Consider the following 12,837-nt stretch of genomic DNA (forward strand, 5'->3'; position numbering starts at 1 on the left):
CGAAAATCGCGCGGATTCCACGCAGGGCGACGGAACAGACGCGAGTTGCGGGTATAGTAGAGCCGCGGGGGGCCGGGCAAGCGGTGGAGGGGCTCAAGTGGTCTTGACTTCCGACCCGCGTGGGGTCCCAAACCGGGCGCATGACCCTTTCGCTGACCACGCCCCGGCCTCTGATCGCCGGAAATTGGAAGATGTTCGGCCTTGAAGCCTCGCTCGACGAGGCCCGTGCGGTGGCGGCGGCGCTGGCCGCCAAGCCGCCCGCCGCCCGCGTCGCGATCTGTCCCTCGGCCACATTGTTGCATCGAATGGTCGAGGCCATGGCCGGCGAGGCGGTGATCGTCGGCGGCCAGGACTGCCATCCCGCCGTGTCGGGACCGCACACCGGCGACATCTCGGCGGCCATGCTGGTCGACGCCGGCGCCCGGCTGGTGATTCTCGGCCATTCCGAGCGCCGCGCCGCCTACGGCGAAAGCGACGCCCTGGTGTCAGCCAAGGTCGAGGCCGCCCTGGCCGCCGGCTTGGAGCCGATCATCTGCTTCGGCGAGACGCTGGCCCAACGCGACGCCGGACAGGCCGAGGCGGTGGTCACCGGCATGGCGCGGGGTTCGCTGCCGGCTTCGCTGGCGGGGCAAGCCTTCGCGGTGGCCTATGAACCGGTCTGGGCCATCGGAACCGGCCGCACGCCGACCGTCGCCGATATCGAGCACATCCACGAGGCGCTGCGCGCGGTGCTGGTCGAGCGCTTCGGCGACCACGGCGCGACCGTGCCGATCCTCTACGGCGGCTCGGTGAAACCCGACAACGCCGGCCAGATCCTGGCCATGCCCGAGGTCGGCGGCGCCTTGGTCGGCGGCGCTTCGCTGAAGGCGGCCGATTTCCTGGCGATCATCGAGGCCGCCTAGGAGGCGAGGGCGGCCTGGGGCGCGAGGGTGAGGGGCGCCGACGCGGGCCTGGGCTGCCAGGCTCCGATGCGCTTGGCCACTTCGCTGGGGCCGGCGGCGTCCAACGCTTCCTCGAAGGCGGCCAGGGCGGCCAGCAGGTCTTGCCCGAAGAAGGTCCCCGACCACTCGCCGCCAACGAACGCGGGGAGGCAGGCGTCGACCCGCCTGGCGGCCGCCTCGACGTCGGCTGTCTTGTTGGCCAGCAGGGACAGGTTCTGCAGGGTCACCCTGACCCGTTGAATCGCCAACGCCACCGTTCCGGCGACATCTTCTGGAGAGGTTTCGACGGCGATCCTGCGAACCGCCTTGAGATGATCAGAGATGTGTCGGGAACTCGTCATAGTATAACTCCTGGCGCGGAAACCCCATTTTCCGTCATTTCCTGATTTTGAAGATCGGGGAAAACCCTGGTCTCGGTCACAGCTTTTCCCCCACTTTAAGTTGTGAAATGCGCACGCTAGCGGCAAGGCTTGATTGATACCGCTCCCACCCGCTGTTCTCGATTTTGCTCAGCCGAGAGCGAATTTCATTCAAGTTCAGTGGTCGTCTCGGTCCGTTCGATCCAAAGAGCGGGATTCCAAGCCTGCCAGGCTGAGCGGCTTCAGCGCCAACTTCGCACGGCATTTCTGGGTTAGCGCCCTGAAATCCCTGATTTCTATCCTCGATTCTCCGCAGTCACTCAGCCCGTCGTATCCTGATCCCACCTCGACGCATGGAAAGGGCGCATGGCCAGCGACCGATGCGGCGGCGGGGGGCGATCGAGCGGGAAGCTCTGTCGGCGGCGAGGTTCGCGTGCGTAGGAACCCCGTCAAACCTCATGTCTCTGGTGCCGGCTGGGCTCGGAACACGGATACAGCGTGATGTGGGGGGCGGCTTAGCAGCAGGCGAGCGGTGATGCGCTTGCGGTCCGGGACCAGGTTTCGTTGACCTGGCCCGCCCGTCGGAGGCTTCAAGGCGGCGAGGCCCTAACAGGGCTCAGCGTCGCGGGCTTCCGGATAACGATGGCGCGGAGCGGCAGGCTTCGTCGAAACGGTATTCTTCTTCAAACTCCGGACGATGTCCGGCGCTCCGCGACCCTTTCCGTTCCCTCAGCGGCTCGCCGCGTGAGCTTGTGACGCCGTGCCCACTAACACTTGCCCCCACCTGACCGCTTCGCGGTCTGTCCGCCCCCCAGGGGGCGGAGGACGCGCGCACCACACCTCTTCCCCCCTGTGGGGGAAGACGACCGCGAAGCGGTCCGTAGGGGGCAAGTGCTTGCCGCACAGGTCTCGGGAGAAAGTCCCTGCCCCTAGAACAGCAACCCATAAAGCCTGCAGTCGCGACGTTCGCCGTCGCGGTCGACATGGCCTTTCAGATAGCCTTCCTGCTCGAAACCCAGCTTCAGCAGCACCTTTTCCGCCCGTCCGTCGCCGACATGGGTGCGGGCGATCATCCGCTTGAGCCCCAGGGACGAGGCGCAATAGGCCAGCAGGGCGGCGGCGGCCTCGGTGGCGTAGCCCCGGCCCCAGGCGTCGCGCGTGATGATGAAGCCCAGCTCGCCGCGATAGTGCCGCCAATCCAGGTCCACCAGCTCGCAATAGCCCACGAACCAGCCGGTCTTGGTCTGGCGCATCCCCCAGTACATCGCCCGGCGCTCGTCCATCTCGGCCACCTGGGCGGCGACCGTCGCGGCGACCTCGTCGGGATCCTCGATGGCGGCGCGATCCCAGTGGGCCATCACCTCCGGATCGCTCATGAACGGGTAGACGAGGGGGGCGTCCTCAACGGCCAGCGGCGTCAGGCTAAGGCGTTCGGTCTCGAGGATCATGCGCGAGAATGGACCTGATGCGAGCGTAGGGAATGGTCTTGAGTGCGGCGGGTTCGTCCCCAGCTATGGCGCGGGCCCGTTGCAAGTGATAGAGGGGCCGCTTCGTTTTTCGCGGCGGAAGTGTCCGTCGCCCGGATCGAGATCGATTTACACATGCTCATCGGCGTTCTGCTGACCATCAACATCATCGTTTGCATCGCCCTGATCGGCGTGGTGCTGATGCAGCGCTCCGAAGGGGGCGCCCTAGGCATGGGCGGTGGCGGCGGCGGTTTCATGACCGCGCGCGGCGCCGGCGATCTTCTGACCCGCACGACCTGGATCCTGTTCTCGGTCTTCCTGATCATCAGCCTGGCCCTGACCATCCTGACGGGCCGCATGGGCTCCAGCAATTCGGTCGTCGACCGCCTGAAGCTGGACGGCCTGGACAGCAAGACCCTGAACGCCGCCCCGCTGCCGGCCGGTCCGACCGCTCCGGCCCCGACCCTGCCGGCTCCGGCCGCCGCCGGTCCGGCCGCGATCGAGGCCCCGACGCCGCAGATCAGCGCCCCGGCTCCGACCGTCTCGACGCCCAAGCCGGCCGCCAAGGCTCCGGCCCAGGCCGCGGCCAAGGCGCCCGCCGCCCCGGTCCCGGTGATCGACGCCCCGGCTCCGGCCGACCAAAAGCCGGCCCAGTAAGGGCCGGCTTCAAGTCTACCGTTGCTGCCGAGCCGCCCCCGCCGGGAGGGCGGCGCATTCTTTCTGTGAATGAACCTCGGTCTTTTCCCCGGCGACGTCGAATCACGGCTAATCTGATCGCCCATGACCCGGTACATCTTCATCACCGGCGGCGTGGTTTCCTCATTGGGAAAAGGCCTCGCCTCCGCAGCGCTCGGAGCGCTCCTGCAGGCTCGCGGCTACAAGGTTCGCCTTCGTAAGCTCGACCCCTATCTCAACGTCGATCCGGGCACGATGTCCCCGTATCAGCACGGCGAGGTCTTCGTGACCGACGACGGGGCCGAGACCGACCTGGATCTTGGCCACTACGAGCGCTTCACCGGCGTGTCGGCCACCAAGGCCGACAACATCACGACCGGCCAGATCTACAAGACGATCATCGAGAAGGAGCGGCGCGGCGACTATCTGGGCGCGACGGTCCAGGTGATTCCGCACGTCACCAACGAGATCAAGGACTTCGTCCTTTCACCGGCGCTGGACGAGACGGGCGAGAAGCCGGTCGACTTCGTGCTGGTCGAGATCGGCGGCACGGTGGGCGACATCGAGGGCCTGCCGTTCTTCGAGGCCATCCGCCAGCTGCGCCAGGACCTGCCGCGCGGCCAGAGCTGCTACGTCCACCTGACCTTGCTGCCGTTCATCAAGACGGCCGGCGAGATGAAGACCAAGCCGACCCAGCACTCGGTCAAGGAACTGCGCTCGATCGGCATCCAGCCGGACATCCTGCTGTGCCGCTGCGAGCAGGAGATCCCGGTCGAGGAAAAGCGCAAGATCGCCCAGTTCTGCAACGTGCGCCCCAGCGCCGTGATCCAGGCGATGGACAGCTCCTCGATCTACGCCGTGCCGATCGACTATCACAAGGAAGGCCTGGACGCCGAGGTGCTGGACGTGTTCGGCATGAGCGACGCGCCCAAGCCGAACCTGGCCCGCTGGGAAGCGATCGACCAGACCGTCAACCACCCGGACGGCGAAGTGACCATCGCGGTGGTCGGCAAGTACACGGTCCTCAAGGACGCCTACAAGTCGCTGATCGAGGCCCTGCACCACGGCGGCCTGGCCAACAAGGTCAAGGTCAACCTGGACTGGGTCGAGAGCGAGACGTTCGAGGGCGACGAGGGCGCGGCCGCGGCCCGCCTGGAGAACGCCCACGCCATCATGGTGCCCGGCGGCTTCGGCGAGCGGGGGGCCGAGGGCAAGATCCGCGCCGCCCAGTTCGCCCGCGAACGCAAGGTGCCGTACTTCGGCATCTGTTTCGGCATGCAGATGGCGGTCATCGAGACCCTGCGCAACGTGGCCGGCATCAAGGACGCCTCGTCCAGCGAGTTCGGTCCCACCGAGCGTCCCGTGGTCGGCATCATGACCGAGTGGATCAAGGGCAACGAGACCGTCCAGCGACGCAGCAACGACGATCTGGGCGGGACCATGCGCCTGGGGGCGTACGAGGCCGTCCTGACGGCCGGATCGAAGGTCGCCGAGATCTACGGCACCACCGACATCAGCGAGCGTCACCGCCACCGCTACGAGGTCAATATCGGCTACGCCCACCTGATGGAGGACGCCGGCCTGAAACTGACCGGCCGCTCGCCCAACGGCGTGCTGCCCGAGATCGTCGAACGCGACGACCATCCATGGTTCATCGGGGTGCAATATCACCCCGAATTGAAGAGCCGTCCCTTCGCCCCGCACCCCCTGTTCGCCAGCTTCATCGCGGCCGCGAAAGAGCAGGGACGATTGGTCTAACAAGCCCGGTTGCATCCTCGGGGAGTTTCAGGCATAAGCGCGCCCTCACACGGCGGCCTGGGTCTTCCCCGAGTCGCCGTCTCTAATTTTCAAGCTCAGCGAGCAGAGTCACTTCGATGGCCGTTCCCAAAAGAAAAACTTCGCCTTCTCGCCGGAACATGCGCCGGTCGCACCACGCCCTGGGCGCCAATTCCTTCGTGGAAGACAAGGACTCGGGCGAACTGCGCCGCCCGCACCACGTCGACCTGAAGACCGGTCTGTACAACGGCAAGCAGATCCTGACGCCGAAGGAAGACTAACCTTCGCGTCCGCTTCCGCCCGGTTCTTAGAACAGGGGCGGGAACGACGAGACAAAGCCTGAAAGGCGGCGGTCCCCGGACCGCCGCCTTTTCGCTTTTCGGCGCAGCTTTCCCCAAGTGGCGCAACGGCTCCCGTGCTTGCCTGGATACGGATTTCGACAACGCTGTCGAAATAACCGTGTTATCTTGACGGCAGGGAGATTCACCCATGCTCACACGCCGAAACATCACGGCGGGACTGGGATTGTCGCTGATGGCCGAAGCGGCCTGGGCTCGATCCGCGATGCCCGAACCGCTGCTGCAGAAGACCTCGCTGCAAACCTCGCCGACTCCATCGCCGGCGACGCCGCCTTCCGGCGTGCTTCCACCGGTCGAGGAGGCGCCGCCGTTCTTCCTCGACACGGCGCTGGACGCCGGCGACCGCATGACGGTCGAGGTGTTCATCAACGGGCAGGGGCCGTTCAACTTCGTCGTCGACACCGGCGCCGACCGCAGCGCGCTGTCGACGCCCGTGGCGGCCCGGCTGGGCCTGGAGCCGGGTCCGAACGTGATGCTGCATGGCGTAGGCGGCTCGGCCCTGACGCCCACGGCCAAGGTGGCGCTGATGGTGGCCGGCGATTCCCGCATGAAGGACTCCGAGTTGCCGGTGCTCCCGCCCGAGCGTTTGGGCGTGGACGGCCTGCTGGGCGTCGACATGCTCGAGAACCGCAACGTCATTATGGATTTCAACAAGAAGCGCCTGGAGGTCCGTCGCAGCACGGCCCTGTCGGGCGCCTTCCCCGGCGTGCGCGAGGTCTCGGTGCTGGCCGACGCCCGTTTCGGCCGGCTGGCGGTCGCCAACGCCCGGGTCAGCGGCGTGCGCTGCGTGGCCTTCATCGACTCCGGCTCCGGCGCCAGCATGGGCAACATCGCCCTGGCCGAGGCCATCAAGCTGCGCGTGCGCCGCAAGCCCGAGCCCGCCATGGCCATCCGGTTGATCGGCGCGGCGGGGGAGGAGACGCTGGGCGAGATGCGTGTCGTCCGCTCGATCGAGCTGGGCGCGCTACGGATGACCAACTTGCCGCTGGTGCTGGCCGACCTGCATATCTTCGACGTCTGGAACCTCAACAGCCGGCCCGCCGTGCTGCTGGGCGTCGACGTGCTGAAGATGTTCGCCCGGGTCGAGCTCGACTTCGGCGCGGACCGGGTGAAGTTCCGGCTCGGCAAGGGCTGGGCGCCGCCCGTCCTCGAAGCCTAGGGGCGGCCTGAAGGCAGGACGCGCCGAACGTTCGTTCCGACGATCCGGCGAGCGCCGGTTGCGGTTCGCGGCACGCGCCGCTAAGGGGAAGCGCCTTTTGAAAGGGGAGCTCCCATGACCGAGATCGTCGACATCATCGCCCGCGAAATCCTGGACAGCCGCGGCAATCCGACGGTCGAGGTCGACGTCGTCCTGGAAGACGGCGCTTTTGGTCGCGCCGCCGTGCCGTCGGGCGCCTCGACGGGCGCGCACGAAGCCGTAGAGAAGCGCGACGGCGACAAGGGCCGCTACGGCGGCAAGGGCGTCAAGGCGGCCGTGGACGCGGTCAACAACGAGCTGTTCGACGCGCTGTCGGGCGTCGACGCCGAAGACCAGCGCCGCATCGACAACCTGATGATCGAGCTGGACGGCACGGCCAACAAGAGCCGCCTGGGCGCCAACGCCATCCTCGGCGTCTCGCTGGCCGTCGCCAAGGCCGCCGCCGAGTCGGCCGGCCTGCCGCTCTACAAGTACGTCGGCGGCGTCTCGGCCCGCGTCCTGCCGGTGCCGATGATGAACATCATCAACGGCGGCGCCCACGCCGACAATCCGATCGACATCCAGGAATTCATGATCCTGCCGACCGGGGCCCCGACCTTCGCCGAGGCCCTGCGGATGGGCGCGGAGATCTTTCACGGCCTGAAGAAGGCCCTGAAGGACGCCGGCCACAACACCAACGTCGGCGACGAAGGCGGCTTCGCCCCCAACCTCGGCTCGGCCGAAGACGCGCTGGCCTTCATCGTGAAAGCTGGTGAAGCGGCCGGCTACAAGTCGGGCGAGGACTTCGTCCTGGGCCTGGACGTCGCCGCCACCGAGTTCTTCAAGAACGGCAAGTACGAGCTGGAAGGCGAGGGCAAGAGCCTGGATCCGGCCCAGATGGTCGACTACCTGGCCAACCTGGCCGACAAGTTCCCGATCCTGTCGATCGAGGACGGCATGTCGGAAGACGACTTCGAAGGCTGGAAGCTGCTGACGGACAAGCTGGGCAAGAAGGTCCAGCTGGTCGGCGACGACCTGTTCGTCACCAACCCCAAGCGCCTGCAGCTGGGCCTGGACAAGGGCCTGGCCAACTCGATCCTGATCAAGGTCAACCAGATCGGCACGCTGTCTGAGACCATCGACGCCGTCGATCTGGCTCACCGCAACGCCTACACCAGCGTGATGAGCCACCGTTCGGGCGAGACCGAGGACAGCACGATCGCCGACCTGGCCGTCGCCCTGAACTGCGGTCAGATCAAGACCGGTTCGCTGGCCCGCTCGGACCGGCTGGCCAAGTACAACCAACTGCTGCGCATCGAGGAAGCCCTGGACGATCAGGCGGTCTATGCCGGCCGCGCGGTGCTCAAGGGCCGCTAGTTCCAGCGACGATCACGACGAAGGGCGGCGCCTCCAGCGCCGCCCTTTTTCGTTTCAAATGCTACGATTCTCGAGGTCGAGGCCCGGATCGCCCGATTTCGAGGCGCCGGGCGCCAAAATTCACCAACAATTTTTCTAAAAGCAAAATCGCCCGCGTACCGCACTGCCGCAGAAAGCGCCGCCAAACGGTCGTTCAGATGCTGCGGCGCGGTATCTAGATGCCCTTGAAACCATCTCAAATGAAAGCGTTAGGGCCCTGCTTTCGACATCTTGCCGCCACCTGCTCAAACCCCCCGTTTAGTAAGGCGTTAAGCATGGTCGGGCAGGGTAAACTACCCCTCCTGGGAATCGCTGATGTTCGCCCGACTGCAACCTTTTCTGCCGACCGCGGCGCTCCTCCTGTTGATCACTTACTTCGTGTTTCACGCCCTGACGGGCGAACGAGGGCTGTTATCGACGTCGCAGCGCAACGCAGATCTCGCCGCCAAGACGCTGGAGTTGAAGAAGATCCGCGCCGAAAGGATGGACCTGGAGGCCCGTGCTCGTCTATTACGCAGCGGCAGTTTGTCGGCGGACCTCCTGGAAGAACGCGCGCGTTCGCTCCTGGGATACGCCGACCCCAAGGACTACGTGATCCGCACCCCGCGCTGAGCGTTTGGGTAGGAGACCCGGTCCTTCGGCTCTGCCGGCGGATCAGGCGAACCTGGCCCGTTTCGGGTTTGACAAAGGACCCCCATCTACGCGGAACCGAAGGTTCATTCGGTCGGTGGGCGTCCAGGAGTAGGCCGCGATGAAGATTGGCCAGGGAGAGTTGAATGGCGCGTACGCGCAAGGGTGAAGCCCCCGCGGGGAAGGCTGATGCCACCGGTGTCAACGCCTTCGTCGGCAAGGACGAGCTTCTGAAATTCTACCAGGACATGCTGCTGATCCGCCGTTTCGAAGAACGGGCTGGACAGTTGTACGGCATGGGCCTGATCGGCGGCTTCTGCCACCTCTACATCGGTCAGGAAGCCATCGCGGTCGGCATGCAGTCGATCAAGGTCAAGGGCGACCAGATCATCACCGGCTACCGTGACCACGGCCACATGCTGGCCGCCGGCATGGATCCCAACGAAGTCATGGCCGAGCTGACCGGCCGCGCGGGCGGTTCGTCGCGCGGCAAGGGCGGCTCGATGCACATGTTCGACATCGAGACCGGCTTCTACGGCGGCCACGGCATCGTCGGCGCCCAGGTGTCGCTCGGCACCGGCCTGGCGCTGAACAACCACTACCGCGGCAACGGCAACGTCGCCTTCGCCTATTTCGGCGACGGCGCGGCCAACCAGGGCCAGGTCTACGAGAGCTTCAACATGGCCCAGCTGTGGAAGCTGCCGGTCGTGTACGTGATCGAGAACAACCAGTACGCCATGGGCACCAGCGTCGAGCGTTCGGCGTCGGAGACCGCGTTCCACAAGCGCGGCACCTCGTTCCGGATCCCGGGCGAGGAAGTCGACGGCATGGACGTGATCGCCGTGGCGGAAGCCGGCGCCCGCGCCGCCGAGCACGCCCGTAGCGGCCAGGGTCCGTTCATCCTCGAGATGAAGACCTATCGCTATCGCGGCCACTCGATGTCGGACCCGGCCAAGTACCGGACCAAGGACGAGGTCGACAACGTCAAGCAGACGCGCGACCCGATCGACCACCTGAAGGAACGCCTGGCCAAGGCCGGCGTCACCGAAGACGACCTGAAGGTCGTCGACGCCGAGGTGAAGCGCATCGTGGCCGAGGCGGCCGAATTCGCCCGCACCAGCCCCGAGCCCGATCCTTCCGAACTCTACACCGACGTATACCTGGAGGCCGCCCAGTGACGGACATCCTGATGCCCGCCCTGTCCCCGACGATGGAAGAGGGGACCCTGGCCAAGTGGCTGGTCAAGGAAGGCGACACCGTCAAGGCCGGCGACGTGATCGCCGAGATCGAGACCGACAAGGCTACGATGGAAGTCGAAGCCGTGGACGAAGGCGTGATCGAGGCCATCCTGGTTCCGGCCGGCTCCGAGAACGTCAAGGTCAACACCCTGATCGCCAAGCTGAAGGGCGAGGGCGAAGCCGCTTCGCCGGCTCCCGCCGCCGCTCCGGCCGCCGCCGCGCCCGCCGCTGAAGCCGCTCCGGCTCCGGTCGCCGCGCCCGCCGCGGCTCCGATCTCGGCCGCCTCGACCTTCGCCGATCCGGAAATCCCGGAAGGCACGCCGCTGAAGAAGATCACGGTCCGCGACGCCCTGCGCGACGCCATGGCCGAAGAGATGCGCCGCGACGACAAGGTCTTCCTGATGGGCGAGGAAGTCGCCCAGTACCAGGGCGCCTACAAGGTCTCGCGCGACCTGCTGCAGGAGTTCGGCGACAAGCGCGTCATCGACACCCCGATCACCGAGCACGGTTTCGCCGGCCTCGGCGTCGGCGCGGCCATGGCCGGGCTGAAGCCGATCGTCGAGTTCATGACCTGGAACTTCGCCATGCAGGCGATCGACCAGATCATCAACTCGGCCGCCAAGACGCTCTACATGTCGGGCGGCCAGATCAAGTCGTCGATCGTGTTCCGCGGCCCCAACGGCGCGGCCTCGCGGGTCGGCGCCCAGCACAGCCAGGACTACGCGGCCTGGTACGGCAACGTCCCCGGCCTGAAGGTCGTCGCGCCCTACGACGCGGCCGACGCCAAGGGCCTGATGAAGGCAGCCATCCGCGATCCGAACCCGATCGTCTTCCTCGAACACGAGATGATGTACGGCCACGAGTTCGACATCCCGGACGTCGAGGACTGGATCGTGCCGATCGGCAAGGCCAAGATCCGTCGCTTCGCCGCCGAGGGCCACACCGGTCCCAGCGTCACCATCGCCACCTATTCTCGGATGGTCGGCTTCGCCCTCCAAGCCGCCGAAGAGCTGGCCAAGGAAGGCATCGAGGCCGAGGTCGTCGACCTGCGCACGATCCGTCCGATGGACCACGCCACGATCCTGGAAAGCGTCAAGCGGACCAACCGTCTCGTGACGGTCGAGGAAGGCTGGGGCCCGATGGGCGTCGGCGCCGAGATCGTCGCCCGGATCACCGAGTTCGGCTTCGACTACCTGGACGCTCCGCCGCTGCGGGTGCACCAGGAAGACGTGCCGCTGCCCTATGCGGCCAACCTGGAAGCCCTGTCGCTGCCGTCGGTCCCCAAGATCGTCAAGGCAGCCAAGGCGGTCTGCTACCGGTAGCGTGGAGCTTGTTTCCTGATCCCAACATCGAATGGGGCGGCCTCGCGTCCACCATTGATGGCATTCAGTCGCCTAGCCTGGAGGTCGTCAGGGCGGATTGCAGCAATCCCGTTCGATGCTTGGTGTCACAATGGCTGGAGGGGGCCTGCCTGCGGGTGAGTTCGGTAGAATTCAACGATCCGCAAGCCTTCTTCGCCGTCGAGGAAATGCTCTATTCCATCGCCTATGCGCCTCGCCAAGATGGCGGCGGTTACGATGGAACGGTCTATATCAAGGAAGCCAAGCGATCGGCGCTCAAGACGGCGTTGGAAGCGGTGGACTACAATGATCGTTCGATGCGCCACTTCTTGCTGGTCGGGTTGGATGTTTGCCTTGAGGTCGTCGATACCGGCGAACCTCATGTCAAAGACCATCCGGACTATGATGCCGCTAGGGCTTGGGTAATGAGGGAAGCCGCGTGACCCAGACCCTCAACGGTTCCTGCCATTGCGGCGCGGTGCACGTGCAGCTCGACCCCGGCAAGCCGGTGGCCGAGTTGGCCCTGCGGTCCTGCCAATGCAGCTTCTGCCGTCGGCAGGGCTCGCGGACGACCAGCGATCCGGGCAGCCGCCTACACATCACCGCCGCTCCGGGATCGCTGATGCGTTACCGGTTCGGGCGGCGGGCGGTGGACTTCCTGATCTGCCGGGAATGCGCCGTCTACGTGGCGGCGATGATCGAGGACGAGGGCCAGGCCTACGCCACCCTCAACGTCGTGGGGACCGACCTGCCGGGTTTCGCCGATCGCGAGCCCGAACGGCTGGACTATCACGACGAAACGGACGAACAACGCCTTGCCCGTCGCAAGGCCAAATGGACGCCGACCGTTCTGGTCGAAGCCGTCCCGAACGCTTGAGGAAGAAGCTCAATGTCGATCGACATCCTGATGCCCGCCCTGTCGCCCACCATGGAGGAGGGGACCCTCGCCAAGTGGCACGTCAAGGTCGGCGACACCGTCAAGGCCGGCGACGTGATCGCCGAGATCGAGACCGACAAGGCGACGATGGAAGTCGAAGCCGTCGATGAAGGCGTGGTCGAGGCCATCCTGGTCGACGCCGGGACCGAGAACGTCAAGGTCAACGCCCTGATCGCCAAGTTGGCCGGCGAGGGCGAAAGCCCGGCTCCGCCTCCCGCCAAGGCCGCTCCGGCCGCTGAAGCGCCGAAGGCCGCCGCTCCGGCTCCGGCTCCGGCCGCGCCCGTCCAGGCCGCCGGCGAGACCGCCGCTCCGGCCAAGCCGGCTCCCGCCGCCGCCCCGACGGGCGACCGCGTGTTCGCCTCGCCGCTGGCCCGCCGCCTGGCCTCGGCCGCGAACCTGGACCTGAAGTCGATCGCTGGCACCGGCCCGCACGGCCGCGTGGTCAAGGCCGACGTCGAAGCCGCCCAGAAGGGCGGCGCGCCCGCCGCCAAGGCCGCCCCGGCCTCGGCGCCCGCCGCCGGCT

13 protein-coding genes and 3 pseudogenes are annotated in these 12,837 nt (G+C 66.5%); 13 read left to right on the forward strand and 3 right to left on the reverse strand.

Features of this window, described 5'->3' with window-relative positions; all coding sequences use genetic code 11:
- The first annotated feature begins 140 nt into the window (after window positions 1–140).
- The gene (gene tpiA / locus AC1DMQ_RS25230) at window positions 141–902 is read left to right on the forward strand and encodes a triose-phosphate isomerase (RefSeq protein ID WP_477036283.1); all 762 of its coding nucleotides are present in this window, start codon (window positions 141–143) and stop codon (window positions 900–902) included.
- On the opposite strand, the gene AC1DMQ_RS25235 is transcribed toward tpiA, so the two are convergent.
- The 3 genes and pseudogenes from AC1DMQ_RS25235 to AC1DMQ_RS25245 all read right to left on the reverse strand — a co-directional run bounded on the left by AC1DMQ_RS25235 (window position 899) and on the right by AC1DMQ_RS25245 (window position 2,748).
- Complete coding sequence (locus tag AC1DMQ_RS25235) at window positions 899–1,189, reverse strand: hypothetical protein (protein ID WP_477036284.1); 291 nt, start codon at window positions 1,187–1,189, stop codon at window positions 899–901. The two genes, tpiA and AC1DMQ_RS25235, sit on opposite strands and share 4 nt — an antisense overlap.
- Before the next feature lie 427 nt (window positions 1,190–1,616).
- Window positions 1,617–1,714, reverse strand: a pseudogene (locus AC1DMQ_RS25240) (hypothetical protein); the annotation flags it as partial.
- 515 nt (window positions 1,715–2,229) lie between these two features.
- On the reverse strand, window positions 2,230–2,748 hold the full coding sequence (locus tag AC1DMQ_RS25245; protein ID WP_477036285.1) for a GNAT family N-acetyltransferase: 519 nt from the start codon (window positions 2,746–2,748) through the stop codon (window positions 2,230–2,232).
- Window positions 2,749–2,901: 153 nt separating this feature from the next.
- On the opposite strand from AC1DMQ_RS25245, the gene secG reads away from it, so the two are divergent.
- From secG to AC1DMQ_RS25305, 12 genes and pseudogenes are all read left to right on the forward strand, one after another.
- The gene (gene secG, locus AC1DMQ_RS25250) at window positions 2,902–3,423 is read left to right on the forward strand and encodes a preprotein translocase subunit SecG (protein ID WP_477036286.1); all 522 of its coding nucleotides are present in this window, start codon (window positions 2,902–2,904) and stop codon (window positions 3,421–3,423) included.
- A gap of 123 nt (window positions 3,424–3,546) precedes the next feature.
- Window positions 3,547–5,199 carry a CTP synthase gene (locus AC1DMQ_RS25255; RefSeq protein WP_477036287.1) on the forward strand — a complete coding sequence of 551 codons (1,653 nt, stop codon included), beginning with the start codon at window positions 3,547–3,549 and terminating at the stop codon, window positions 5,197–5,199.
- 116 nt (window positions 5,200–5,315) lie between these two features.
- Window positions 5,316–5,498, forward strand: coding sequence for a 50S ribosomal protein L32 (gene rpmF / locus AC1DMQ_RS25260; RefSeq protein WP_007671126.1), 183 nt, complete (start codon window positions 5,316–5,318; stop codon window positions 5,496–5,498).
- Between the two features lie 208 nt (window positions 5,499–5,706).
- The gene (locus AC1DMQ_RS25265) at window positions 5,707–6,735 is read left to right on the forward strand and encodes a retroviral-like aspartic protease family protein (RefSeq protein WP_477036288.1); all 1,029 of its coding nucleotides are present in this window, start codon (window positions 5,707–5,709) and stop codon (window positions 6,733–6,735) included.
- 114 nt (window positions 6,736–6,849) lie between these two features.
- Entirely contained in the window at window positions 6,850–8,130 is a 1,281-nt protein-coding gene (eno, locus tag AC1DMQ_RS25270; RefSeq protein ID WP_477036289.1) for a phosphopyruvate hydratase, read from the forward strand.
- A gap of 354 nt (window positions 8,131–8,484) precedes the next feature.
- Window positions 8,485–8,781, forward strand: coding sequence for an FtsB family cell division protein (locus AC1DMQ_RS25275; protein WP_029917040.1), 297 nt, complete (start codon window positions 8,485–8,487; stop codon window positions 8,779–8,781).
- 164 nt (window positions 8,782–8,945) lie between these two features.
- On the forward strand, window positions 8,946–9,977 hold the full coding sequence (gene pdhA, locus AC1DMQ_RS25280; RefSeq protein WP_056462099.1) for a pyruvate dehydrogenase (acetyl-transferring) E1 component subunit alpha: 1,032 nt from the start codon (window positions 8,946–8,948) through the stop codon (window positions 9,975–9,977).
- On the forward strand, window positions 9,974–11,359 hold the full coding sequence (locus AC1DMQ_RS25285) for a pyruvate dehydrogenase complex E1 component subunit beta (RefSeq protein ID WP_477036290.1): 1,386 nt from the start codon (window positions 9,974–9,976) through the stop codon (window positions 11,357–11,359). The genes pdhA and AC1DMQ_RS25285 overlap by 4 nt, the downstream gene beginning before the upstream one ends.
- Before the next feature lie 8 nt (window positions 11,360–11,367).
- Window positions 11,368–11,820, forward strand: a complete 453-nt coding sequence (locus AC1DMQ_RS25290) for a hypothetical protein (protein ID WP_477036291.1) — start codon at window positions 11,368–11,370, stop codon at window positions 11,818–11,820.
- Window positions 11,817–12,101, forward strand: a pseudogene (locus AC1DMQ_RS25295) (GFA family protein); the annotation flags it as partial. The gene AC1DMQ_RS25290 and the pseudogene AC1DMQ_RS25295, both read left to right, overlap by 4 nt.
- A gap of 69 nt (window positions 12,102–12,170) precedes the next feature.
- Window positions 12,171–12,254: pseudogene (locus tag AC1DMQ_RS25300) on the forward strand (aldehyde-activating protein); the annotation flags it as partial.
- A gap of 12 nt (window positions 12,255–12,266) precedes the next feature.
- Window positions 12,267–12,837, forward strand: a 571-nt coding sequence (locus tag AC1DMQ_RS25305) for a biotin/lipoyl-containing protein (RefSeq protein ID WP_477036292.1), incomplete at its 3' end; no start/stop codon positions are given.

The sequence above is a fragment of the Caulobacter sp. 05L422 genome (assembly GCF_056397765.1).

What these genes read in the sequence shown, in the direction of transcription:
- tpiA (WP_477036283.1), top strand. Translation starts at nt 141, where the DNA reads ATGACCCTTTCGCTGACCACGCCCCGGCCTCTGATCGCCGGAAATTGG.
- pdhA (WP_056462099.1), top strand. Translation starts at nt 8,946, where the DNA reads ATGGCGCGTACGCGCAAGGGTGAAGCCCCCGCGGGGAAGGCTGATGCC.
- AC1DMQ_RS25245 (WP_477036285.1), bottom strand. Translation starts at nt 2,748, where the DNA reads ATGATCCTCGAGACCGAACGCCTTAGCCTGACGCCGCTGGCCGTTGAG.
- AC1DMQ_RS25255 (WP_477036287.1), top strand. Translation starts at nt 3,547, where the DNA reads ATGACCCGGTACATCTTCATCACCGGCGGCGTGGTTTCCTCATTGGGA.
- eno (WP_477036289.1), top strand. Translation starts at nt 6,850, where the DNA reads ATGACCGAGATCGTCGACATCATCGCCCGCGAAATCCTGGACAGCCGC.
- secG (WP_477036286.1), top strand. Translation starts at nt 2,902, where the DNA reads ATGCTCATCGGCGTTCTGCTGACCATCAACATCATCGTTTGCATCGCC.
- rpmF (WP_007671126.1), top strand. Translation starts at nt 5,316, where the DNA reads ATGGCCGTTCCCAAAAGAAAAACTTCGCCTTCTCGCCGGAACATGCGC.
- AC1DMQ_RS25275 (WP_029917040.1), top strand. Translation starts at nt 8,485, where the DNA reads ATGTTCGCCCGACTGCAACCTTTTCTGCCGACCGCGGCGCTCCTCCTG.
- AC1DMQ_RS25265 (WP_477036288.1), top strand. Translation starts at nt 5,707, where the DNA reads ATGCTCACACGCCGAAACATCACGGCGGGACTGGGATTGTCGCTGATG.